A 23797-nucleotide genomic window follows, 5' to 3' on the forward strand; every position below is an offset into this window, starting at 1 on the left:
GCGCGGACCCGTAGAGATACGTCTCTATAATCCAGGCCGTTGATGTAAAAGGCGGGAGGGAGATCCCGAATCGATGAAGGGGACGAAAGACAAAATTCTCGATATTCTCAAAAGAGAGCAGAAGCTTGCCGTCAGCGAGCTGGCAAAGCTGCTTCATATGACCGAAATGGGTGTGAGAAAACATTTGAGCACCCTTGAGGACGACGGGCTGATTCATGTGGAGAACGTTAGGAAACCAGTGGGGAGACCGGTTCAGTTTTTTTCTCTCACTGAAAAAGCTGAAGCGTCCTTTCCGAAAAACTATAAGTATATCGCCGTTCAATTTTTAAAAGATATAGAACAGCTTTACGGCGAGGAATCGGTGAATCGATTATTTGAAAACAGGAAAGGCAGGCTTTATCAAGTCTACCATCCGTCGATCGGCCGTGAAAAAAGCGATGAGGACAAGGCTGAAGCCCTTGCGCGGCTGCAGAATGAACGCGGCTATATGTGCCGGCTGAACAGGGTCGGCGATGGAGTCTTCGAGTTGATCGAATACAATTGTCCGATTCTCGCCGTAGCGAATCAGTATAAGCTCGCCTGTGCGCACGAGACGGATCTCATGAAAAGTGCGCTTGGGGCTGAGCACGTCGACAGAATCATGTGCCGTGCCGACGGAGATGCGCACTGCCAGTTTCTGATCAAGCTCAATAAGGGCGGGAGGCAGTGAACGGAGCAACTATTCACATTTTCGGGGCAGCCCGCCGAATGAAAAACGGAGGAACTTTTCCCTGTCGGTCGGGAAAAGTTCCTTTTATATGGAATACGAATTGGGAGAATGCATTGGGTTAAACCTGGAATCAATCGGTTCAACCTCTGGTTTTCGGCTCGACTTTTCGTCGATTTGGCTCAACTAATCATCCTGGGCGGGAAAAATGAAAAAAGGACGCCGGACGGCGCCCTTTTTTACTTGATTTATTGAACCGCCTTATTCAGCGCTTCGCCATATTTTGTTCCAACGAAATCCCAGTTGATCACATTGAAGAAATTCTGGATGTATTCCGGCCTTCTGTTTTGATACTTCAGGTAGTAGGCATGCTCCCAAACATCAAGCCCAAGCAGCGGAATTTCTCCGTCCATCAATGGATTGTCCTGATTCGGCGTGCTTGTAATCTTAAGATGGCTGCCCTGATCCAGGACGAGCCAGGCCCAGCCGGAACCGAACCGGCCGGCTGCAGCGGCAGAAAACTGCGCTTTGAATGTGTCGAAGTCGCCGAATCGGCTGTTGATTGCTTCGTCGAGCCGGCCTGCCGGCGCGTTGGATCCGCCGGGGGTCAGTATTTTCCAAAACAGACTGTGATTGTAGTGCCCGCCTCCGTTATTGCGCACCGCCGTCCGGATATTTTCGGGGACGGCGCCGAGATCCATCAGTAAGTCGGTCAGAGATTTGTTGATCAGATCGGAGTGGCCTTCAAGCGCGGCATTCAGGTTATTGACATAAGTCTGATGATGTTTGCCGTGATGAATGTTCATCGTTTCCGCATCGATATAAGGTTCCAGGGCATCAAAAGCATAATCCAGTTCCGGCAAGGTAAATTGACTCATGGGGATCCCTCCTGTTTTTAAACTATTTGGTTTATAAACTACTCCTTTATTAAATCAGCCTTTGAAAAGCCGTGCAATTATATTGCTCAGCAAATTGAATTTATGCGAGCGTGGAAGCTTATATACTATTCATTCCCTGATCGGCCTTTATTATAAATTGCAAAAGAAATAAAAAAGCAGCCCGGGTTTATTTTTCACCCGGCTGCTTCGCTTCTGCCGAACCGCTCAAGGCCGGATTCCTGTCCGTCTGAGCAGCCTTTTGATAGCGGCGTCGGCATCATGCAGTACCAGCTTCTCATCAATTGTTTTCATTTGCCGGTCTTCCATGACGATTCGTCCGTTGATGATCGTCGTTTCGACGTCGGTGCTGATAGCGGAATACACGATTCTTGAGACCGGATCGACATCAAAAGACGGGGAGCTGTGAAACTGATTCAGATTCAGGATGGCAAGATCCGCTTTCTTGCCTGCTTCCAGGCTCCCGATCTCTTTTTCCATGCCGACGGCCCGAGCCCCATCGATGGTCGCCATACGGAAGACGCGGCGTGCGTCCATTGCCGTCGGGCCGTTTGCCGGTTTGTGGATCAGGGCGGCGAGACGCATTTCATTGAACATATCGAGGTTGTTGTTGCACGGGGCACCGTCCGCGCCAAGTCCCGGATTGATGCCCATTTTCAGCATATGCGGCACATCGGCGATTCCGGAGGCAAGTTTCAGGTTGGATCCAGGGCAGTGGCTGACGTGGACCCCGCGCCTGAGGATGATCTCTTTCTCTTCGTCACTGAGCCAGATGCAGTGAGCAAGGATCAGACGCTTGCCGGCAAGGCCGATATGATCCAGGTAGACAATGTTGCGCATTCCGGTGTCTCTTTCAACAATCGCGATTTCCCCGCGGTTTTCCGAGGCGTGCGTATGCACGAAGACATTATATTGTTCGGCAAGATTCCGTACCTGGATGAGCAGCTGTTCGGTGCATGAGATGACAAAGCGGGGAGCGAAGGCATAGCGGATTCGTCCGCCGTCGTGCCCGTTCCATTTCTCTAGGAGGTCGACGCTTTCCTGCACGGAATCCGCGGTTTTTTCCTGCAGTCCAGCCGGTACATCTTCGCCTTTATCCATCATTACTTTTCCAGACAGGGCGCGAATGCCGCTTTTCGCGATCGCTTCAAACGCTTCGTTTGTATGATGGACGGTTTCCATATCGACTATGGTTGTCGAACCGCCGGCGATCAGTTCCCCGATGCCGAGTATGGCAGACGTATAGATCGATTCCTCATCGTGGGCCGCTTCAAGCGGCCAGATCCGTTTTCTTAGCCAGTCCATCAATTCCAGGTCGTCCGCTTTGCCGCGGAAGAGGGTCTGACAGAGATGAATGTGTGTCTGGATAAAACCGGGAATCACCGTCCGCCCGGCGGCGTTAATCACGCGTTCCGCCTCCCCTGCTTCAACCGGCGGGCCGACGGACACAATTCTGTCCCCCTCAATCAGTAAGTCGCCGTGGACAATATCCTCATCCGGGTTCATGGTAATGATCTCCGCATTTTTAATCAGTAATTTTTTCAATCCTGCTCACCTCTGAAGAGATAATGATAGAATAAAAAAGAGGCTACGAAAAATATGCAAGCATATTTTTCGTAGCCGGGAATTTCCGGTTCCTCGGTAGAGACCCTTAAACCGTATTATTAAGGATATACGAAAACAGAAAGGATGAAGTTTACAGGGATAATAATATACAACTGTGAAGAAAACGTCAAATGAAATGTCAGATAAACTGACATAATTAATTTGTTCAAACGTGATTTCTGACATATAGCGTGCCGATCGCAGCGTTTTGAATGAATCGGTGGGTGAAACGGGATACGGGTGTTAAAAGAAAAATAGCCCCACCTTTCAAAATAGTATAAAAATATTGAATACATAACATAACGAAATTTAAATATCGCCCGACTCAATTTTATATTATGATAAGAGTATACAAAATAATGTTAATTTTTATCCCACTACTTGTTAGATCCCGGCTGTGGTTTAATTCATCAGGAGGAGTGATCAGCTTGTCGGTATTACATAAATTTCTGGATGAAAATATGATTCAGCGTCCCTTTGAAGACCGGCCGCTGCTTGAAACATACTGGGGCAGCGACTGGGGAAACGCCAATGCGGTCGGCAAAGTCAGAAAAGTTTTGGTTCACCGGCCGGGAAATGAAATTCTCGAATTAAATAAGGCCAAATTTGAACCGGATGCGCATGCCAGAATTTTACGGGATGATCAGGGACACATCGTCAGCTATTGTCTCAGTAAGGAACCGCTGGATCTGGCCAAAATGCAGGAGCAGCATGACCGGATGACTTCAGTACTGAAAGAAGAAGGTGTTGAAGTTATTCCTCTGGAAGAAGACGATGAATTGCTGACAAACAACCTGTTCGCCCGCGATGTCGGCATGGTGATTCCAGGAGGACTGATTCTGGCCCGGTTTGCATTGAAGTTCCGATATGGGGAAACGCGGAGAACACTTAAAACGGCGGCTAAGATCGGAATGCCCGTGCTCGCGTCCATTCAAGGGGAAGGTTTTGTCGAGGGAGGCAGCTTCATGGTGCTGGACCGGAAAACAGCCATTACGGGCCGATCGATCCGCGTGAATCAGGCAGGCGTCGACCAGCTGCGTGCCATTCTCTCCTGGCAGGGGATGGAGCTGATCGTCGTTGATCTGCCGTCGAGCATGATCCACCTTGATGAAGTGTTCAACATGGTCGACGTAAACAAAGCACTGGTCGATCCGGCCAATCTGCCGCACTGGTTCCTGCAGATGCTGCAGCAGCGCGGTATTGAGCTGATTTATACGGATCCGCTCGACCCGCCGATGACAACGAACTGCCTGTGTCTTTCACCCGGAAAGGTGCTGTTTACGTCACTCGGTCAGCGGACGATTGAGGCGCTCGAACAGGCCGGGGTCGAAGTCATCGCCATACCGGTTGACGAACTCAATAAAATGGGCGGAGGAATCCACTGCTCGTCGCTCGTTCTTCAGAGAGACAACCTGGATGACTGAAAGGATTGAAAAAGGGGGGATCCTGATGTATCAGCAAATTAAAGACATGCCGCTGCAGCAACAGGCGGAAATGATCACGCGCGACCTAGTCGGTGTCAAGAGCGTCAACGGCACACCCGGAGAAGTCGACATTGCTGGCCGGCTGGAAGCCATCATCCGATCATTTCCTTTTTTCGAAAAGCATCCGGATCTGGTCTGGACACAGAGGCTGAAGGGGGACGGACTGGGGCGTAAAAATGTCTTTGCTTTTCTTGAAAGCAAAGTGCCGACAGATCGGACAGTGATCTATCATGGCCATATGGACACCGTCGGAACCCATGATTTCGGGGCGATCGAATCCTTTGCGCTTGATCCGGATTATTTAGAGACCTTTTTCAAAGACTATGATAAAGACGCCGATGTGAAAATGGACGCCGAATCGGGAGACTGGCTGTTCGGCAGAGGCGCCCTCGACATGAAGAGCGGGGACGCCGTTCATCTGAGCAACTTGCTGTATTACTCGGAACATCGAGACGAACTGAAGGGCAATCTGCTTGTCATGTTCAACCCTGTCGAAGAAAATGACCACGAAGGCGCCATGGAAGCGGTGGACGAGCTGATCCGGCTGAGGCGGGAGAGGCATCTGACCTATTTGCTGGCGATCAACGGAGATTTCGTCAGTCCGCTCTATAGGGGTGATCCGCACCGCTACGTCTATACAGGATCTGCGGGCAAGCTGCTCGGCTGTTTTTACATTCGGGGAAGGGAAACTCATGTCGGGGAAACCCTTGCCGGCATTGATCCGACATGGATTGCCAGCAAGATCAATATTGCACTGAACAACAATATGGACGTCGCAGAGAAGATTCCCGGCGAGGTGATTCTGCCCCCGTCCTGTCTCTACCAGCGCGACAGCAAGTCTTTCTATAATGTCCAGACGGCGGGGGCCGCCCACCTCTATTTTAACTATTTTCTTTACGAGCGGTCCCCGAAGGACGCGCTGAGACATCTCGAACGTGCGGCAGAGAACGCCTGTCAAGACCTTGAAGTTTTTTTGAAAAAACAATACACTAAATTCTCGGGCAATTGCGGTTTGAAGGCAGATCCGCCGGACTGGTCAACCACCGTGATGACCTACGGAACGTTCGCTGAAGAAGCGAGGGCAATGGGTGTTGACGTTGAAGAAGTGACGGAGAAAACGATTCAGGAGCATCCGTCTGAGGAATTTCGCCGAATCAGTTACAAAATCATTGAAGCACTTGAAGCGGCGGCGGAAGACTATCGACCGAAAGTGATTGTTTTTTTCGCTCCCCCTTACTGTCCGCATAACTATCTTCGTACGGAGATTGATGAAGAACGGCGCTGCGATGACCTGCTTGACCGGATATTGGCAAAAGCCGGGGAAGAGACGGGAGAACCATTTGCCAAAAAAAGGTTTTTCCCGTATCTGGCGGATAGCAGTTACCTTTCGATGAACGAGACAGCGGAAGAAACGAAGGAAATTCTCGAAAACTTTCCGGGATGGGGGCGGACGTACAGCATTCCGATCGACCGTATACGGCAGCTTAATATTCCGGTTCTCGACATGGGTGTCTATGGTAAAAAGGCGCACACATGGATGGAACGTGTGTACAAGCCGTACTCCTTTGGCGTGCTTCCCGGTATGATCAGGGAAATGACAGAAGGCGTTCTGTCGGAAAAAAGCGAAGCCTGAAATCAGTTTTACTTCCCGGTGTTTACCCTTCTTGGAGGGGAAAAATAAAAAAAGAGGCGATTATTCATGTTCAAAAAAGCGGGATTCATTGTCATTGCGTTACTTCTAGTTGTATTAACTGCGTGCAGCAGTACAGGGAGCAGCGGCGGACAAGCCAAGAAGACAATTGTTATGGGAACAAGCGCGGATTACCCGCCGTTTGAATCCGTAGATACGGCAAACGGCAATAAAATAGTCGGATTCGATCTTGATACGGCAAAATATATTGCCGGCCAGCTGGGTTACAATCTGCAAGTTAAAAACCAGGACTTCAACGGGCTCATTGCCTCACTGAACAGCAAACAGCTTGATTTTGTCATGGCCGGAATGGTAGACACGCCTGCCAGAGAAAAACAGGTAGAATTCTCCAAACCGTATTTCAATGACTATCAGGTCGTTCTGTCGAAAAAAGACGCAAAGATCAACAGTGTCAATGATCTGAAGGGCAAAAAAGTCGGTGTTCAGCTCGGAACGACTCAGGAAACGCTGGCCGTTGAGCTGAACAAGACGATTCCGATGAATATTCAGAGATGGGATAAGTTGAATGATATGGCTGAAGCGATGAGAGCCGGTAAACTGGATGCAATTATTACTGTAAGTTCCGTAGCTTACGGCTATACCGGCAAAGACAAAACCCTGCATCAGTTTCAGGCATTGGTTAACGGGAAACCTCAGGCCGATCCGATCAGCGTCGCATTCCCTAAGGGCAGCAAGCTGAAAGCAGAGTTCAACAAAGTTCTGGATAAAATGAATAAGAACGGCAAGGCACAACAGCTGGTTAATCAATGGATCAAGAATCAGTGACCTGTTTATTGCTGATCAGAGGGGGGAAACGGGGCAATGCTGAATGATTTGATCGGGGGATTTAAAACGATTGCCCCTTCAATTCCGTATATAATCAATGGTATTTGGGTATCTTTGGGCATCGCGCTCGGCGCATCGATTCTCGGTTTTGTCGGCGGGATTCTGCTCTCTTTGTGTAAGATCGGAAACATCAAAGTGCTGAACGGATTAGCCCGGGCTTACACATCCGTGTTCCGCGGGACGCCGCTGATCCTGCAGCTGGCGATCGCCTATTTCGGTATCCCGCAGCTCTTTCAAATGGGGGATGTCAATCCGTTTACGTGCGCGGTCCTGACGTTCGGACTGAATTCTGCCGCCTACATGTCGGAAATTATCCGCTCTGGTATTAATGCGGTTGACAAAGGCCAGTTTGAGGCATCTGAAGCGCTGGGCATCTCCTACTGGCCGGCTATGAAAGATATCATTCTGCCGCAGGCCATCAAGAACATTCTGCCGGCGATGATGAATGAATTTATTACGCTGACCAAGGACTCGGCCATTGTCTCGACGATTTCAGTAACCGATATGATGCGCCGGTCCCAGATTGTGGCCGCCCAGTACTATCTTTATTTTCCGCCGATGCTTGTTTCGCTTGTGATGTACTATGTGATCGTTCTGATTCTGACCTATTTCGGAGGCCGGCTGGAAAGGAGGATGCGCCGCAGTGATTAAAGCTGAACATATCTTTAAAAATTTTGGGGAACTGCACGTCTTAAAAGATGTTTCTCTTGAGATCAGAAAAGGTGAAGTTGTCGTTATCATCGGGCCCTCCGGATCCGGAAAATCTACTTTTCTGCGCTGCATCAATCTTCTGGAAAAACCGACTGGCGGCCGGGTGGAGATTGACGATCAGGAGATGACTGCGCTGCGTCCGAAACAGGTCGTCAAGGTTCGTGAAAAAGTAGGCATGGTTTTTCAGCATTTCTATCTTTTTCCGCACAAGACCGTGCTTGAAAATCTGATTTATGCGCCGATGAAGGTCAAAGGGCTGTCCAGGGAAAAGGCCGAGGAACGGGCAAAGGAATTGCTTGAAAAAGTTGGACTGTCGGAGAAGGCCGGACAATACCCGAGCAAGCTGTCGGGCGGTCAGCAGCAGCGGGTCGCGATAGCCAGGGCACTGGCCATGGAACCCGACTACATGTTGTTTGACGAACCGACGTCTGCCCTTGACCCGGAAATGGTCAAGGAAGTCCTTGAGGTTATTCAGTCACTGGCGGATACGGGCATGACGATGATCATCGTGACCCATGAGATGGGCTTTGCCAAAATGGTCGCCGACAAAGTTGTCTTCATGGACGACGGACAAATTCTGGAAAGCGCGTCTCCTGATCAATTCTTCAGTGCGCCGAAAACAGACCGTGCAAAGGATTTTCTCGAAAAAATATTATAAAATCTGAGCGTTAATCCGCCATGTCATGAATGGCGTTCCAGTCTCTTTCAATGATGCTGATCAAGCGCATCGTGCTGTTGTCGCTTAATTTGCTGGCGGCAATGATCAGCGACGTTTTTATTTGTACCGGCTGCTTGTTCAAACTGATTTCGACCAGCTGCTTTTCGGCCAGCTCCTTTTTGACCAGATTGCGGCTGATCAGGCCGATGCCGATGTCGCTCATGACGGCGCTTTTCACGGCCTCAAGGCTGCTGGATTCGATGACTTTTTTAGAATTGATGCCTGCTTCCTGAATATAGTGACGCATTTGCTGTTCAAAGGGGCCGTCAATTTCATATTTAATAAAAGGATATTTATCGAGAATGTCGCTGACAGGGTATTTTTCATGAAGCGCTTTTGATGCGATCAGAACGAGATCTTCATGATCGGCAATGACGATGTTGGTAATTCCGGATTTTCTGTAGGTTCCGGAGATAATCCCGATATCGAAGTCGTTGCTGTCGATCCCGGCGATAACGTCTTTGCTGTAGCAGGAGACCAGCCTGATGCCGACTTCTGGACATTCGTGCAGAAATTTCCGGATGATCGGCGGGAAATAATGCGTGCAGAACGTTTCCGAGGCGGCGATGACCAGCCTGCTCGCGGGGCGGCTTTCCTTTGAGAGTTCTCGGTTCATTTCATCAAGCGTGGCGAAAATCTGATCGACATAACGCTTCATGACTTCTCCTTGTGACGTAAGATAGGTTTGTTTTCCGATGCGGAAAAACAGCGGGTTCTTAATTTCTATTTCCAGTGCGCGGATCTGAGATGTAACGGTTGGCTGAGAGAAATTGAGAATTTTCGCGGCTTTTGTGAAATTTAAGTATTCAGCGGCTGTCTGAAAAGTTTTCAGATTTCTGAGTTCCATAATGATCCCCTTTGAACAAATTGATCTTGGCCGGCCATTCAAAAACAAGCGATACCGTCCGATTGCTGGAGAACCGCGATGCCGCATAAATATTTGAATAAACGGTCGTTTGAGATCATTATATAATAATTTATCTGCTGAAGGGCAAATCGCCAGTTTCGTAATTGAGCGGTGTACAGTTCATCTTAAGAAAGAAGAGGTTATGAGAATCATGCCGGGAAAAAGTTTATACGAAAAATCACTGGATCTGTTTCCTCCTGTTGCTAATCGCGCGACACATCTTGGTATTGTCAAAGGCGAGGGCGCTTATGTGTGGGATGAGACGGGGCGGAAATATCTGGACTTCGCTAGCGGTGTAGCGGTTGTGAACTGCGGGCACAACAATCCATTTGTCGTGAAGAAAGCAAAAGAGCAGATGGATAAACTGGTTCATGGCGGCCATAACGTCGTTTACTACTCCTCCTATATTGAACTTGCGGAAAAGATACTGGGCTATGTGGGCAGCGACTATAAAATCTATTTCTCAAACAGCGGTGCCGAGGCCAACGAGGCGGCTATTAAACTGGCAAAGCAGGTGACGCGCCGTCCGGGTATAATCTCATTCAAGCACAGCTTTCACGGCCGGACACTGGCGACGACGACGCTCACGGCTTCGAACGCCAAGTATCGCCGCAACTATGAGGGCCTGCTGCCGAGCGTCTACTATGCGGAATATCCGTACGCGATCCGGACGGGGCTGAGCGAAGAACAGGAAGTGGCACGCTGTCTCGCTCAGCTGGATGAGATTTTCCACGATCTGATCGAACCGGAACAGGTAGCCTGCATGATTCTTGAACCGGTTCAGGGTGAGGGCGGTTATATCGTACCGCCGAAGTCGTTTCTCCAAGCCCTGAGAAAAATTTGCGATGAGCACGGCATTCTTCTTGCTTTTGACGAAGTACAGACGGGATTCGGGCGAACCGGCAAGATTTTTGCCTATGAACATTTTGATGTGAAACCGGACATCATGACGCTCGCCAAGGCAATCGCCAACGGATTCCCGCTCAGCGCGATGGTCGCCAGACGGTCGCTGATGGACCAATGGCCGGCGGGCACGCACGGCGGAACATTCGGAGGGAATCCCGTGGCCTGTGCCGCCGGAGTGGCAGTGTTTGACCTTCTTGAAGGGGGGCTCGCCGATCACGCAGCAGAGATCGGCGGCTATTTTAAGAAAAAACTGGAGTCCCTGAAAGAAAAACACAGCGAGATTCTGGAAGTCAGAGGGCTGGGCCTGATGATCGGTGCCGAATTTGTTGACAAACAGGGCCGTCCGGACGCCGCTCTTGTCGCGAACATACAGAAAAAGGCGCTGGAAAAAGGACTGATACTGCTGAACTGCGGCGTCAGCAAAAATGTCATCCGGTTCATTCCTCCGCTGATCGTGGAGGAAGACCAAATCGACCAGGCGATGACGATTTTTACCGAAAGTGTGGAGGAGTCTCTGCTCGTCCATTAACATGAACAACGTAGCATCTGAGGCGGGGCGGGAAAACGAATCTAGTTTTTCTGCCCCGCTTTTATCCTGAATCCAGGTCGAACCCTGTTCTTCCTTGAAGCGGTCACCATATATGGTAAAATGGAGCGGGACGGAAAACGATCGTATCTCTGAAGGGCGGGATGAAAATGTACCAGACGGTGATGACGGATCTTGACGGAACAGTGCTGACTCCGCTGAATACGGTTACGGACGAGCTGAGAAATTACTTGAGGGTGCTTCGGAAACGCGGCGTCCATATTTTTGCTGTAACCGGACGGCCGTATAAGGATGCGTGGGACGTACTGCAGGAGGATTTTCCGGCCGACGGCATGGTCTCGGCAAACGGCATGGCTGTTTATGCAGGAAACGAAAATATTTTTCAGGGTGCGCTTTCCGAAGAGCTGGTCCCTGAACTTATCAGACGGGCTGAGCGGGCCGAGATATACTACGAGCTGAACCCGGCTGAGGGGGGACGCGTGACACTCGCACAGGACCGGCCGTATATCCTGGAGCAGATTTGCGGCCCCAAACCCGGGTCGGTTTCTGAGAATGAATGGCTCTCACGCCTGCGGGCCGTCAATCAGATCATCACATGGAAAGATAAAGTGACCTTGCCGGAGATTTCCACCGTCAGTAAAATGTATTTCTTCAGCAAGCATGTTGAGAAGATGCGTCAATGGAAACAAGAGCTGGCCGAACTGAGCCTGGAAATGCCTTTCGACTTTTTCTCTTCATCCCAGAATAACGCGGAAGTCACGGCAAAAGGGGTTTCGAAGGCGAGCGGCATCCAGACTCTGCTCCATCATTACCGTCTTCCTCTTGAAACAGCGCTCGCTGTTGGGGACGGAGAAAACGATTTGCCGATGTTCAGGGTTGCCGGCCATTCAGCAGCCATGAAAAACGCGCCTGATCATGTAAAGGCGCGGGCGGATGAGGTCACCGACTATTCATACGCTGAAAACGGACTCTATCATTTTCTGAAGAAGACGTTTGACTGATTCCGTCGATACCGGAATATGACGAGGGTCCTCAGCTGCCATTCTGTTCCGGATTAATGATTCTGGCCTTCTTTTCCGATTTCAGGCAGGGCGGTTTTGGCAATGTGACGGTCGAGTGATTCATATTTCGCGTAGTCAATTGTTTCGTAAAGCTCGGCTCGAGTCTGCATATTGTGCAGACTGTTTTTCTGTGTTCCCTTTTCGAAAATATCGGTAAAAACCCGTTCACAAGCCTTGGCTGCCGCCCGCATCGACGTTACGGGATAGATGACCATATTGAAGCCGAATCCGGCGAATTCTTCCGCGGTATAGTAGGGCGTTTTTCCAAACTCAGTCATATTGGCAAGCAGAGGTACGCTGACCGCACGGCGCATCGCCTGAAAATCCTCCCTGGAAATGAGTGCTTCGGGGAAGATGGCGTCGGCCCCGGCGGCGATGTAATCCTGTGCCCGGGCGACGGCGCCATCGATTCCCTCGACGGCTTTGGCATCCGTTCGCGCGACAACAACGAGGCTCGGGGCCGACGCTTTAATTGTCTGTATTTTTTGCTGCATTTCCTCTGAAGAGATCAGTCTCTTTCCGTTCAGATGTCCGCATTTCTTCGGCATCTGCTGATCTTCAATCTGCACGGCTGCCGCCCCGGCCTCCGCCATTTCTTTTGCTGCTCTGGCCGTGTTGAGTATTCCGCCGTATCCTGTATCGATATCGACGAGCAGAGGGAGATCGGCGGCACGGACCAGCTCATGCGCCTTCTCGGCCACTTCATTGGAGTAGATGAGACCGAGGTCGGGGAGACCGCGGCTTGCCGTGTAGGCGGCTCCCGACAAATAAAGCGCCTCAAATCCGACTCTTCCGGCAATCAGCGCCGACATACCATCATGGACTCCGGGTATTTTTAAAAGTTCCGGGCCCTCCATCAGTTGGCGAAATTGTTCGGCCAGCTGTTTTTGCGTTGTTTGTTCATTGACAATCCAGCTCAAAAAAATCTCCTCCCCGTCCGTTCATTCCTTTAAAAGCTTTTTTCATATGGGCGAAAACAGATCCATCCATTCATCCACCGGCGTGGCTTCAAGTTGTTTACTGTCGAGGCACAGTGAGAGGATCTGTTCCGTTTTCTTTTCAGTAAAAGTTGTCAGCAAATTGTTCCTGAACTTATCGATTAACAGAGGAACGGCTTCTTTCCGGCGTTTTCTGTGACCGATCGGGTATTCAACGGCTACGCGCTCCGTTTTCGTCCCGTCTTTGAAAAAAATCTGCACGCTGCTGGCGATCGACCGCTTCTCCGGATCAAGATAGTCCTTGCTGTAAGCAATATCTTCAACGACCTGCATTTTTTCGCGCAGCCGGTCGATGAGCGGGTCGGCGGCTGTTTTGTCTTCATAGTGGTCGGCGCTCAGCGTGCCGAAGATCAGGCCGATGGCGACGATGTATTGAATGCAGTGGTCGCGGTCGGCAGGATTGTTCAGCGGTCCTGTCTTGTCGATAATGCGGATGGCGGATTCATGAGTCGTGATGATGATGCGCTGAATGTCGCCAAGCTTTCCAACAGTTTCAGGATGAAGTGTGATCGCCGCCTCGAGTGCCGTCTGTCCGTGAAACTCGGCAGGATAAGAAACTTTGAACAGAACGTTTTCCATGACATAGGAACCAAGGGGGCGCTCAAGCGTGAGACTTTGCCCGCTGAACAGCGCATCCTGAAAACCCCAGCCTGAGGCGGTCAGCGGTGTCCCGTACCCCATCTCTCCGCGCAGCGTCATCAGCGCCAGCCGGACGCCGCGGCCGGCTGCATCGCCTGCCGCCCATGATTTTCGGGATCCGGTATTCGGGCCGTGCCGGTATGTGCGCAGACTTGAGCTATCAACAAGCGCCTGCGAGACCGCTGCTTCGATGTCCTCCTCAGTGCCGCCGAAAAGGGCACAGGAAACCGCAGCCGAGGCGATTTTAACAAACAGGACATGATCCAGTCCGTGTCTGTTCAGACTGTTGCCGAGCGCCAGCACCCCCTGAATTTCATGAGCCTTGACCATCGATTCCATCACTTGTTTCATCAGAAGCGGTGCTCTCCCTTTGGTACGGTTCGAGCGGCTGACGTAATCGCTCGCCGCAAGAATAGCGGCCAGATTGTCGGAAGGGTGTCCCCACTCAGCCGCAAGCCACGTGTCATTAAAATCGAGCCAGCGGTTCATACAGCCGATGTTGAAAGCACCCTGGACAGGATCAAGAACATAGGAAGTCCCGGGAACATGGACTCCGTTCGGCACGACCATTCCCGGCACAACAGGTCCGAGCAGTTTCGTACATTCAGGATACCGCAGCGCCAGCAGACCGCATCCGATGGTATCCATCAGGACATAGCGGGCGGTCCGCCGGGCTTCTTCACTTTCAATCAAGCCGCCTTTTACATAAACGGCAATATCGGAAAGCAGTTGATCGACAGTTTGACGACGGTTTTCTTTAACTGCCATATAATCCGGTCCTCCCGTCACAGAAAATGTATTCGCTTACAATGTGCTGTATTAAAAAACTTCCAGTAATTTTAATTATAGACGGGTGTTATATAACAGTCAAAACTGATGCTGCCGCAGAGCTGGCGCCTGTTTTTCTTTTTTCAGCAAAAAAGCGCTCAAAGTGGTAAACGGGTAAAGCTGCCGATTTTTGTTCCTCAGGCTGATAAAATGAACGCGATCGTTTATCTTTTACGTCAAACAACCGATATAATGTAGTGAAGCGGGTCGTTGGTCAGGCAGCCCGCTTCATGATTGCAGTACTCCCCGGGTTTCTCTTCGTTTGAAAAGTTGTCACAAAACGGTTCCATCCTTTTTTTTCGCGCTGTTATCCTAAAAATCCATAAAAATGCCACTTGAAATCAATATATTGTGGAATGTCAACTCTTGATCCTACTACATGTTGTTCTATAATATTTTTAAAGACAAGTGGAGGGGACCCGGAATGATTAAAGAACCAATGATCAAAGAGAAAACGCTGGATGATAAAATTCGTGACTTAATCAATATGGATGAATATGTAGCCAACGAAAACGCCAATAAAGATGAAAAGGTTTTTAACACGCAGCGCGATCTGCTCGCCGGCGTAGCGGCAAGAGATTACGCCCTGCGCCATATTCTGCCCGAAGAATTTGCCGCTGCTCATAATGAGGGGATCATTCATTTTCACGATCTTGACTATTCGCCTTTTTTCTCAATGTACAACTGCATGCTGATCGACTTCAGGGGTATGCTGGAAAATGGCTTTTCGATCGGCAACGCCGACGTTGAACAACCGAAATCGATTAAGACAGCGACCGCGCTCGTTGCGCAGATTGTGGCCAATGTTTCGTCGAATATTTATGGCGGTACGTCGTTCAACCGCGCCGACGAAGTGCTGGAACCGTATGCCAGAATCAGTTTTAGTAAATATTTGAAAACCGCGAAAACGTGGATATCGGATCCGGCCACGCAGGAAAAGTATGCTTATGAAATGACGAAGAAGGAAATCTATGATTCCATGCAGTCGCTCGAATATGAGATCAACACGCTTTTCTCGAGCAACGGCCAGACACCTTTCTTCACGCTGAACTTCGGGCTGGGCAGCTCCTGGTTTGCGCGTGAAATTCAGAAAGCCGTATTGAAGGTAAGAATTCTGGGCCTCGGCAGAGATCATAAGACCGCGGTTTTTCCAAAACTGGTCTTTACGATTAAAAGGGGCTTGAATCTTGAACCGGGTGACCCGAATTATGATATCAAGAAACTGGCGCTGGAATGCTCGACAAAGCGCATGTATCCGGACATACTGAATTATGACCGCATTGTCGAAGTGACCGGAGATTTCAAGGCACCGATGGGCTGCCGCTCGTTTCTTCCATCCTATAAGGAAAACGGCGGATATGTAACCGACGGGCGCAACAACATGGGTGTCGTCACGCTGAATATTCCGCGGATCGCCCTGGAATCAAGCGGTGACAAAGGAGCGTTCTGGAGTCTGTTTGAGGAGCGTCTCGATCTTGTCTGCCGTGCACTGCTGTTCCGTATCCACACTTTGGACAAGGTAACGGCAAAGAACGCGCCGATTCTTTATCAATACGGAGCGACCGGCAAACGCCTGCACGCCGATGAGCAAGTATCCGATATATTCAAAAATGGGCGGGCAACCGTTTCGATGGGCTATATTGGGCTTTATGAGGCGGCGGCCGTCTTCTATGGCCCGGAATGGGAGCACAATTCTGAAGCAAAGGCGTTTACGTTGGACATTGTCAAGCGTTTCAAAAAAGTTTCGCTCGAATGGCGAGAAAGAACGGGCTACGCGTTCAGTGTCTATGCGACACCGTCGGAAAGCCTGACAGACCGTTTCTGCCGTCTGGACAAGCAGAAATTCGGCAGCATCAGGGATATTACCGATAAAGATTACTATACAAACAGCTTTCATTACGATGTCCGAAAAAAAATCAATCCGTTTGAGAAAATAGATTTTGAAAAAGATTATGAGCCTTATACGGCAGGCGGATTCATCCATTATTGTGAATTTCCGTCGCTGATCAACAATCCCGAAGGACTTGAAGCCGTCTGGGATTATGCTTATGACCGGGTCGGCTACTTCGGCACGAATACCCCGATTGACAAGTGCTATGAATGCGGCTATGAAGGCGAGTTCGAATCAACAGCTGAAGGATTTAAGTGCCCAAGCTGTGGCAATCATAATCCGGAGACGACATCGTGCATTCGCCGGCTGTGCGGCTACCTCGGTTCCGTCATTCAGCGCAAACCGATTAAAGGGCGCCTGAAAGAAATCAACAGCCGGGAAAAGCAGCAGTGTTAATCGGAAAGTCTGTTGAAAGGAGGCGACGCTGCGCGGACCGGATTCCGCTTTTCTCCGTGCAGCATGCAAAAGATGAATTACGCAGATTATAAAAAATTTGATTTTTTAAATGGAACGGGGATCAGGCATTCCTTGTTTGTGAGCGGCTGCCATTTTCACTGCAAAGGCTGCTGGAACGCGGTCGCCTGGAATCCCAGGTTTGGCGAACCTTACACGGATAAATTTGAGGATCAAATCATTGCCGACCTGAATCAACCCGATGTCCGCGTGCAGGGGCTCTCGCTTCTGGGCGGTGAACCGTTTGATCACCCGACCACGCTGACCCACCTCGTGAAACGTGTCAACCGGGAATGTCAAGGCAAGGACATCTGGTGCTGGACGGGCTTCCGGTTCGAGCACCTGCTGGAGGATCCCGAGAGACGGGAAATGCTGAACCACCTGGACGTCCTTGTCGACGGACAATTCGATATCGCAAAGAGAAATTTGAAACTGAAATTCCGGGGATCGTCCAATCAGAGAGTGATCGACGTGAAGAAATCGCTGGAAAATAAAAAAGTGGTTTTACTTTTTAGGTAAAATCGTATATTAAACCAACAAACCCGATTGAGACGTCCTTCTCTTTCGGGTTTGTTTTTATTCGATCTTTGTTAAGCGTGCAGGAGAATTCAAATAAAACGCTTTCATTTTTTGTGAAAAATTTAACATACAATTGATAGGAGCAATGTTATACCGGATATGTATGAGATTCGGCACAAAAGGGAGGGGTATTTAAAATGTATGAATCTTTGTTTCAACCTATCAAAATCGGCAAACTGGACGTCAAAAACAGAATATCAATGGCTCCGATGGGGGCTTTTGGTTTCGTCGATAATGAGGGGTGCTATAATCAGAGAGCTATTGATTATTATGTTGAGCGGGCGAAGGGTGGTACAGGGTTAATCATCACAAGCATTACCAAAGTCGAAAATAAACTGGATAAGGTGGTTTCGGGTGTCATTCCGGTTGTTTCAGAAAATCCGGGAAGATTCCTGATGACTTCGGCAGAAATGACAGAGCGTGTTCACGCATACGGAACAAAAATATTTCTGCAACTGACCATGGGCTTCGGAAGAAGCGGGGTTCCAGGGTCGCTTCTCGCTGCTCCGCCGGTTTCCGCTTCTCGCATTCCAAACTACTGGGATCCTTCCGTTACTTGCAATGAGCTGACCACTTCTGAGGTGGAGTGGATTGTCGGACAGTTTGTTGAAAGCGCCGACATAGCTAAAAAGGCGGGATTTGACGGCGTTGAAATACACGCCGTTCATGAAGGCTACCTGCTGGATCAGTTTACACTATCCCTGTTCAACAGGCGGACCGACAAGTATGGAGGGGATCTGAAAGGCAGACTGACGCTTCCGATCGAAATCGTCCAGGGTATTAAAGAGAGATGCGGGAAAAACTTTCCGGTAGGACTGCGCTACAGCGTAAAAAGCTGTGTCAAGGACTGGAGACAAGGCGGTCTTCCTGATGAAGACTATATTGAAAAAGGACGGGACCTTGAGGAGGGGATAGAAGCAGCAAAAATTCTCGAAGCGGCGGGTTATGACGAATTAAATACGGACATGGGGACATATGATGCGTGGTATTGGTCGCATCCGCCGGTTTACCAGAAAGAAGGATTGTATCTCCCTTATACCAAAAAATTAAAAGAAGCGGTTAATATACCGGTGATCGTAGCTGGAAAACTCGGCGTTCCGGAAACAGCGGAAAAGTCCTTGGAAGAGGGTTCGGCGGATATGATTGGACTGGGGCGACCGCTGCTGACAGATCCCTATTGGCCAAAGAAGGTCATGAATCATCAGGTGGAGCGTATCCGTCCATGCATCGGCTGTCATGTCGGCTGTCTTGGACGCGGGTTTGAAGGGAAGCCGCTCAGTTGCGCAGTTAATCCGGCGTGCGGCAGGGAAAGATATTACGAACCGAAACGGGTACTTGCTGCAAAAAAAGTGATGATCGTCGGCGGCGGAGTCGCGGGAATGGAAGCAGCAAGGGTTGCAATGCTCAGGGGTCATAAGGTAACGCTTTACGAGAAAAGTGATCAACTGGGCGGACAGATAATACCCGGATCCACTCCAGAATTTAAGATAGATGACAGAAGACTGATTTCCTGGTACAAAAATGAATTGAAAAGTCTTGATATTCCGGTAATAAAAGGAACGGAGGTAACCGAAGAACTTGTCGAAAGGGAAAAGCCGGATGTCGTCATTATTGCAACAGGCGCAAGCGAAATCCCTCTGGATATCCCAGGTGCTGACAAAGATAGGGTTACGACACCCATTGAAATTCTTGAAAGCAAAAAAACAGCCGGAAAAACCGTTCTGATCATAGGCGGAGGACTTGTAGGGTGCGAAACGGCTTTGTACCTTGCAGAAAACGGCAGAGCCGTAACGATCGTTGAGGCGAAGAATGAAATATTAAGCAGCGGCGGCGGCAAACCTATTCCGCATATGAACAAGATTATGCTCATTGACTTGCTCCATAAATATGAAGTCAAGGTCATCAACAATAGTTCGCTGACTGAAATAACGGATGAAGGTGCGGTGCTGACAAACAATTGCTTCAGGAAACAGTTCCTAGCTGCAGACACAGTTGTGATTTCAGTTGGATTTAAGCCTAACCAGACGCTTTATAATAAGCTTAATGGAAAGATTGCCGATTTGTATTTGATCGGTGACGCTTATCAGGCGGCAAATATAATGAACGCTGTCTGGAGTGGCAACGAAGTAGGTCTCAACTGCTAACAATATCTCAATGGAACGATTTTTCTTAAAAAGGATCGTGTGTCATGTTCGATGTATCCGGCATGACACACGATCCTTTTTGCACTCCCCCAAAGCCTTTTTTACTTCAAAGACTTGCTTCCATTTCATCCATCCCGCGGTTGGCGAGTTGATCGGCCCGTTCATTCAGTTCGACGCCATGGTGTCCTCTTACTTTGTTAAAGGTAATCGACTTTTGTTTGGCGGCCAGTTCATTCAGCCGGATCCAGAGCTCTTTGTTTTTCACAGGCGATCCGCCCGCTGTCTTCCAGCCTTTTTTAATCCACCCCGGCACCCAGCTGTTCATGCCGTTAACGACGTAAGCGCTGTCAATGAAAAAGGCTACAGGAATGTGCTCGGTTTTCAAAGCTTCAAGGGCTTTGACAGCGGCGGTCAGTTCCATAATGTTGTTTGTCGTGTTTTTTGCGCCGCCATAGAGTTCTTTTGTACGCGCTCCGAATTTAAGGACGGCGCCCCACCCGCCGATGTTGTGTTCGCTCTGGTTGCCGCGGCAGCCGCCGTCGCAATAGATGATAATGTTGTCCAAATGCATCACCCGTTTCATCCCATGGTTTCTTTTGCTCTATTATATCAGAGGACAGGAGTTTCGCGAACATGGCAGAGATGTAATCCGTCAATTCCGACACCGGGTTTACCGTTCGGAAGCAGAAAAAGATTTTCTGATGAAAATGTAAAGATCATTCGCCATGCTGTAAAATAGGATTAAGGATTGCGGCACCCGGAACAGAGAAAAACGAGTTGGGACAACAGCCAAAGGATGAACGGGAAGATCAATCTGCTTAATGAGGGGTGTTTGTTTTGAAAATTGCGGTACTGGGAGCCGGTGCGATCGGCTGTTTTTTCGGTGGGCTGCTGGCCAGAGAAAAACAGGATGTGACGTTTGTCGCAAGAGGTCAGACTCTGGACTACCTGCGCTGCCACGATATGATTGTGAAAAGCATCAACGGAGATTTTTCGCTGCCCGTCAAAGTGGCGGATGCCGGACATCTTCAGCAAGAGACGGATTTTGACTTTGTCCTGCTGTCGGTAAAATCGACAGTATTGGAGGACGTTATGCCGGAGCTTCGGGCACTTACCGGCCGCAGGACTCAGATTATCTGCCTTTTGAACGGAATCGGCAATGAAGAAAAACTGGTCGATGAATTTGGCGCGGACAGGGTGGTCGGAGGCTCGGCTTTCATTTCAATTATTCGGGAAGCCCCGGGTATTGTGAATCATGTGGGAGAAGGTACCCTGGTCATTGGCGAGTGGCAGAGGGAGAACGACCCGGCTGAAGGGCGGAAACAGATGCTCGGCGAATTGGCCGGCGCTTTGCGGTCGGCGGGGGTGAAGACGGAAGTGACGGATGATATTCGCCAGGTCAAGTGGGAAAAATTATTGTGGAATATTATTTACAACCCTGTAACAGCTCTCACCAAAACCAAGGTAGGGGAGGCGCTCAATGATTCGGATGTGATGCCGCTCCTTCAGGGGATGAAAAGCGAATTTATGGAAACGGCCAAAGCTGCCGGAGTGACAATCAGACCGGAATTCTCCGATACCGTGCTCCTTCCGAATAAAGAAGTCCAGAATCACAAAACGTCTATGCTTCAGGATTTGGAGAACGGCAGGAAAATGGAACTGGAAGCGATACTCGGATTCGCCATTCAGGTGGCTCATGAATATCGTGTCCCTGTTAAGACGATTGAAACTATTTATCATCTTCTCCGCTTCATAGAAAAAAGAAATAGTTCTCTGCAGGGAGTCAGATAGGTCTCACCGAAGACGGCTTTCACTCTCTAATTATATAAATGATCCGTATTGATTCGATGCCTTTTGTTAAGACGGCATCGATTTTTTTTAATGAAAATTTAATAAAAGCAAGCAAAAATAGATTTGACCAATGATCTGAATGGCTTTTTATCCGGGCCTTTGGCTTGTCCGTCCTTCAGCGAGGAAACTATGGGCCGGTTTCATAGATTTTTTTAGTCATAATCGTCGGACAAAATGCGTGGAATGGTAGAAAGACGTTTTTAAAGTTTTTGTGCAGGTATCGGAATGTTAATACGAGGGAGGCAGATCTATGAATTTCGCTGGGAAAATTTCATGGTTTTTCTTCACCCTGCTCCTCTTTCTCTTTGCCGGCACCCTCCTTGTCGTAGGAGAAGTGGACAGCAGGTCCGGACAAGTAAGCGCTCCGCAAAAAATAACGAAAAGGGAACAGACGACGGGTCAGCATAAGAATGTGAACAGCCATCCGCCGGCGCAGAATGTTCTGCCGAAAGAAGCGAAACTTTCCGTGCCATTTACGAGCCAGAACCCCGAACTTCCGAACGGCTGTGAAATTTCAAGTCTGACCATGCTTCTGAATTCTGCAGGCATTCCGGTGGATAAAATGACGCTTGCGGCGAAGGTAAAAAAAGTGCCGTTCTCGTCGGGAGGGTATCAGGGAAACCCGAACGATGGATTTGTTGGCAATATGTATCATGGTGACACGGATGATCCGGGGCTGGCAGTTTACCATGGGCCTGTAGCGGATCTCGCGAGGCAATACCTGGGAGGAAGAGTCGTGGATCTGAGCGGGGCCGGTTGGGATCAGGTTGAGCAACGGATTGCTATGGGAACTCCGGTATGGGTTATAGTCAGCATTGATTTTCAGCCTGTACCTGACGACGGCTGGCAAAGCTGGCACACTAAAGAGGGAGACATGCGAATCTCTTTTATGGAACATTCGGTTCTCGTTACGGGCTACGATGAACACAATGTCTATTTTAACGACCCTGAGATGAACAGCGGAGGCAGCAAGACGGATAAATCAGCTTTTGTCGATGCATGGAAACAGTTCGGGAATCAGGCCATCACCTTCAGCAAGTAGGCAAATAAACATCTGTTTCCATTTTTTGCAAAATCGGCACTTGAATCCAAGAAATTGAAAATTACTAGAAATGGCTAAAATTTTTGGGGAGAATACCCGATAAAAAGTATAGTGATGTCCAAGATTTTCCTTGAAATTGAAGACCGTTTTTAAAAAATCTCACAGAGTTCCTTAAGTCACAGGCTAATATTACTATAAACCTTGTCAAGTTCCAAAAATTGGTTTATATTGGATAATACACAGATAGTTTAGTAAGTCTCTTTTCTAAAAGGCAAAGCTGCTGAAAAGCAGCGGCGCAAAGTCACAGATCTAAAGCGTGATTCGCTATGATGGCTGGACTGCCGTGTTTTTTTCTCATGCTTGAGAGAAAACGTAAAAACGGAGGGAGTTTTTATTTTGCTTTTTTTCAAATTCTCCGTTTTCCACTTTTTTCAGCCTATCTCCATGCATGATCCCTTTTGTCCGGTCTGTAAAACAATTATGGGCAGCACCATTACTTTTACATAAAATCGACTCCATATTAATAAAACTTATATCAAATTTTCTACAGCATGTGGGGGTGGGGCACTTTGAATCCAAATCGCAGTCTGACAGTTATAGGAACATTTGCGGCCGCCGCCGCAGTTACAGCCGCCGCCGGTGTGGTACCATCGCAGGCTTCTGCCCAGGAATCTTTTCAGCCATACAAAGGACAGGCAACCGATAATCTTAATATTCGCAGTCAACCTGGGACAGATCAGCCGAAAGTCGGTTTGTTCTACAAGGGACAAACATTTAATGTGATCGGCATCGCAGGAAAGAGCGAGAATGGCAACTGGCTGAAAGTCCAATACAACAATAACACTGCATACGTCGACGGTTCTTATGTCGCACAAGTGTCTCAATCGGCTGCCCCATCACAGGCCGTACAGAACATCGCATCTTATCAGGGTACAACGGCCGATAACTTGAATGTCCGGTTCTTGCCCAGTATGACAGGCACCATCCTGACGACTTTGCGAAGCGGGGCTTCGGTGACCGTCACGGGAAAGACAGCGGACGGCTGGCTTCAAATCAATTATAATAATGGATCGGCCTATGTTTCGGCAGCTTACGTTAAAAATGCCGACTCTTCCCCGACATCGTCTGCGTCCACGCCGCAAGTGCAGTATACCGCAACGACAACGGACGACCTGAACGTGAGGACGGGAGCGTCGGTGAGCAGCCAGTGGCTGGCCACACTGGCTAAAGGGACACAGGTGAACGTGGTCGGGACAAGCGGGAACTGGCTCCAGATCGCGTATAAAGGCGGAACA

At 49.2% G+C, this 23797-nt stretch carries 19 protein-coding genes, 1 pseudogene and 2 riboswitches; of the genes and pseudogenes, 14 read left to right on the top strand and 6 right to left on the bottom strand.

Annotation, left to right across the window (positions count from 1 at the left end):
* Positions 1-73 precede the first annotated feature (73 nt).
* Entirely contained in the window at positions 74-709 is a 636-nt protein-coding gene (locus IEX81_RS07875) for a helix-turn-helix transcriptional regulator (protein WP_188802534.1), read from the top strand.
* Between the two features lie 245 nt (positions 710-954).
* On the opposite strand, the gene IEX81_RS07880 is transcribed toward IEX81_RS07875, so the two are convergent.
* Entirely contained in the window at positions 955-1584 is a 630-nt protein-coding gene (locus IEX81_RS07880; protein ID WP_188802535.1) for a superoxide dismutase, read from the bottom strand.
* 225 nt (positions 1585-1809) lie between these two features.
* The gene (locus IEX81_RS07885; protein WP_188802536.1) at positions 1810-3147 is read right to left on the bottom strand and encodes a 5'-deoxyadenosine deaminase; all 1338 of its coding nucleotides are present in this window, start codon (positions 3145-3147) and stop codon (positions 1810-1812) included.
* 52 nt (positions 3148-3199) lie between these two features.
* A riboswitch (purine riboswitch) is annotated at positions 3200-3300 on the bottom strand.
* A 326-nt stretch (positions 3301-3626) separates the two neighbouring features.
* Between IEX81_RS07885 and IEX81_RS07890 the strand changes: the two genes are divergently transcribed.
* The 5 genes from IEX81_RS07890 (at position 3627) to IEX81_RS07910 (ending at position 8596) form a co-directional block, all read left to right on the top strand.
* Positions 3627-4631: a dimethylarginine dimethylaminohydrolase family protein gene (locus IEX81_RS07890; RefSeq protein ID WP_229727520.1), complete on the top strand. Its 1005-nt coding sequence runs from the start codon at positions 3627-3629 to the stop codon at positions 4629-4631.
* Positions 4632-4656: 25 nt separating this feature from the next.
* Positions 4657-6324 (top strand): M20/M25/M40 family metallo-hydrolase, encoded by a 1668-nt coding sequence (locus tag IEX81_RS07895; protein ID WP_188802538.1) that lies wholly within the window; start codon positions 4657-4659, stop codon positions 6322-6324.
* Between the two features lie 66 nt (positions 6325-6390).
* Positions 6391-7167 carry an ABC transporter substrate-binding protein gene (locus IEX81_RS07900; RefSeq protein ID WP_188802539.1) on the top strand — a complete coding sequence of 259 codons (777 nt, stop codon included), beginning with the start codon at positions 6391-6393 and terminating at the stop codon, positions 7165-7167.
* Positions 7168-7203: 36 nt separating this feature from the next.
* A complete protein-coding gene (locus tag IEX81_RS07905; RefSeq protein WP_188802540.1) occupies positions 7204-7878 on the top strand; it encodes an amino acid ABC transporter permease in 675 nt (224 codons plus the stop codon).
* Positions 7871-8596, top strand: a complete 726-nt coding sequence (locus tag IEX81_RS07910) for an amino acid ABC transporter ATP-binding protein (protein ID WP_188802541.1) — start codon at positions 7871-7873, stop codon at positions 8594-8596. Before IEX81_RS07905 ends, IEX81_RS07910 begins: the two co-directional genes overlap by 8 nt.
* Before the next feature lie 10 nt (positions 8597-8606).
* Here the strand turns inward: IEX81_RS07910 and IEX81_RS07915 are convergent, their stop codons facing one another.
* On the bottom strand, positions 8607-9503 hold the full coding sequence (locus IEX81_RS07915; RefSeq protein ID WP_188802542.1) for a LysR family transcriptional regulator: 897 nt from the start codon (positions 9501-9503) through the stop codon (positions 8607-8609).
* 211 nt (positions 9504-9714) lie between these two features.
* Between IEX81_RS07915 and IEX81_RS07920 the strand changes: the two genes are divergently transcribed.
* A complete protein-coding gene (locus tag IEX81_RS07920; RefSeq protein ID WP_188802543.1) occupies positions 9715-10998 on the top strand; it encodes an aspartate aminotransferase family protein in 1284 nt (427 codons plus the stop codon).
* A gap of 167 nt (positions 10999-11165) precedes the next feature.
* Entirely contained in the window at positions 11166-12017 is an 852-nt protein-coding gene (locus tag IEX81_RS07925) for an HAD family hydrolase (protein ID WP_188802544.1), read from the top strand.
* Between the two features lie 53 nt (positions 12018-12070).
* Here IEX81_RS07925 and prpB read toward each other — a convergent pair whose 3' ends face one another.
* Both prpB and IEX81_RS07935 read right to left on the bottom strand, forming a co-directional pair.
* Entirely contained in the window at positions 12071-12997 is a 927-nt protein-coding gene (prpB, locus tag IEX81_RS07930; RefSeq protein ID WP_188802545.1) for a methylisocitrate lyase, read from the bottom strand.
* Positions 12998-13039: 42 nt separating this feature from the next.
* Positions 13040-14482 (bottom strand): bifunctional 2-methylcitrate dehydratase/aconitate hydratase, encoded by a 1443-nt coding sequence (locus IEX81_RS07935; RefSeq protein ID WP_188802546.1) that lies wholly within the window; start codon positions 14480-14482, stop codon positions 13040-13042.
* Between the two features lie 511 nt (positions 14483-14993).
* On the opposite strand from IEX81_RS07935, the pseudogene nrdD reads away from it, so the two are divergent.
* The 3 genes and pseudogenes from nrdD to IEX81_RS07950 all read left to right on the top strand — a co-directional run.
* Positions 14994-16829, top strand: a pseudogene (nrdD, locus tag IEX81_RS07940) (anaerobic ribonucleoside-triphosphate reductase); the annotation flags it as partial.
* Positions 16830-16901: 72 nt separating this feature from the next.
* Positions 16902-17405, top strand: coding sequence for an anaerobic ribonucleoside-triphosphate reductase activating protein (nrdG, locus tag IEX81_RS07945; protein WP_229727521.1), 504 nt, complete (start codon positions 16902-16904; stop codon positions 17403-17405).
* Positions 17406-17602: 197 nt separating this feature from the next.
* On the top strand, positions 17603-19609 hold the full coding sequence (locus tag IEX81_RS07950) for an FAD-dependent oxidoreductase (protein ID WP_188802548.1): 2007 nt from the start codon (positions 17603-17605) through the stop codon (positions 19607-19609).
* 106 nt (positions 19610-19715) lie between these two features.
* On the opposite strand, the gene rnhA is transcribed toward IEX81_RS07950, so the two are convergent.
* Positions 19716-20180: a ribonuclease HI gene (gene rnhA, locus IEX81_RS07955; protein ID WP_229727522.1), complete on the bottom strand. Its 465-nt coding sequence runs from the start codon at positions 20178-20180 to the stop codon at positions 19716-19718.
* A gap of 266 nt (positions 20181-20446) precedes the next feature.
* Here rnhA and IEX81_RS07960 point away from each other — a divergent pair, with 266 nt between their 5' ends.
* The 3 genes from IEX81_RS07960 to IEX81_RS07970 form a co-directional block, all read left to right on the top strand.
* Complete coding sequence (locus tag IEX81_RS07960) at positions 20447-21400, top strand: ketopantoate reductase family protein (protein WP_188802549.1); 954 nt, start codon at positions 20447-20449, stop codon at positions 21398-21400.
* A 310-nt stretch (positions 21401-21710) separates the two neighbouring features.
* Positions 21711-22502 (top strand): C39 family peptidase, encoded by a 792-nt coding sequence (locus tag IEX81_RS07965; protein ID WP_188802550.1) that lies wholly within the window; start codon positions 21711-21713, stop codon positions 22500-22502.
* A gap of 260 nt (positions 22503-22762) precedes the next feature.
* Positions 22763-22848, top strand: a riboswitch (cyclic di-GMP riboswitch).
* Between the two features lie 223 nt (positions 22849-23071).
* The coding region (locus IEX81_RS07970) for an SH3 domain-containing protein (protein WP_188802551.1) at positions 23072-23797 on the top strand (726 nt) is incomplete at its 3' end.

The organism is Sporolactobacillus putidus (assembly GCF_014647035.1).
In the GTDB taxonomy this organism is placed as follows: Bacteria; Bacillota; Bacilli; order Bacillales; family Sporolactobacillaceae; genus Sporolactobacillus; species Sporolactobacillus putidus.

Excerpts from the sequence above, each read along its gene's own strand:
- nrdG (WP_229727521.1), top strand. The coding sequence starts at position 16,902 with ATGAATTACGCAGATTATAAAAAATTTGATTTTTTAAATGGAACGGGG.
- IEX81_RS07920 (WP_188802543.1), top strand. The coding sequence starts at position 9,715 with ATGCCGGGAAAAAGTTTATACGAAAAATCACTGGATCTGTTTCCTCCT.
- IEX81_RS07905 (WP_188802540.1), top strand. The coding sequence starts at position 7,204 with ATGCTGAATGATTTGATCGGGGGATTTAAAACGATTGCCCCTTCAATT.
- IEX81_RS07880 (WP_188802535.1), bottom strand. The coding sequence starts at position 1,584 with ATGAGTCAATTTACCTTGCCGGAACTGGATTATGCTTTTGATGCCCTG.
- IEX81_RS07950 (WP_188802548.1), top strand. The coding sequence starts at position 17,603 with ATGTATGAATCTTTGTTTCAACCTATCAAAATCGGCAAACTGGACGTC.
- IEX81_RS07965 (WP_188802550.1), top strand. The coding sequence starts at position 21,711 with ATGAATTTCGCTGGGAAAATTTCATGGTTTTTCTTCACCCTGCTCCTC.
- rnhA (WP_229727522.1), bottom strand. The coding sequence starts at position 20,180 with ATGCATTTGGACAACATTATCATCTATTGCGACGGCGGCTGCCGCGGC.
- IEX81_RS07875 (WP_188802534.1), top strand. The coding sequence starts at position 74 with ATGAAGGGGACGAAAGACAAAATTCTCGATATTCTCAAAAGAGAGCAG.
- IEX81_RS07925 (WP_188802544.1), top strand. The coding sequence starts at position 11,166 with ATGTACCAGACGGTGATGACGGATCTTGACGGAACAGTGCTGACTCCG.
- IEX81_RS07915 (WP_188802542.1), bottom strand. The coding sequence starts at position 9,503 with ATGGAACTCAGAAATCTGAAAACTTTTCAGACAGCCGCTGAATACTTA.
- IEX81_RS07900 (WP_188802539.1), top strand. The coding sequence starts at position 6,391 with ATGTTCAAAAAAGCGGGATTCATTGTCATTGCGTTACTTCTAGTTGTA.
- IEX81_RS07935 (WP_188802546.1), bottom strand. The coding sequence starts at position 14,482 with ATGGCAGTTAAAGAAAACCGTCGTCAAACTGTCGATCAACTGCTTTCC.
- IEX81_RS07895 (WP_188802538.1), top strand. The coding sequence starts at position 4,657 with ATGTATCAGCAAATTAAAGACATGCCGCTGCAGCAACAGGCGGAAATG.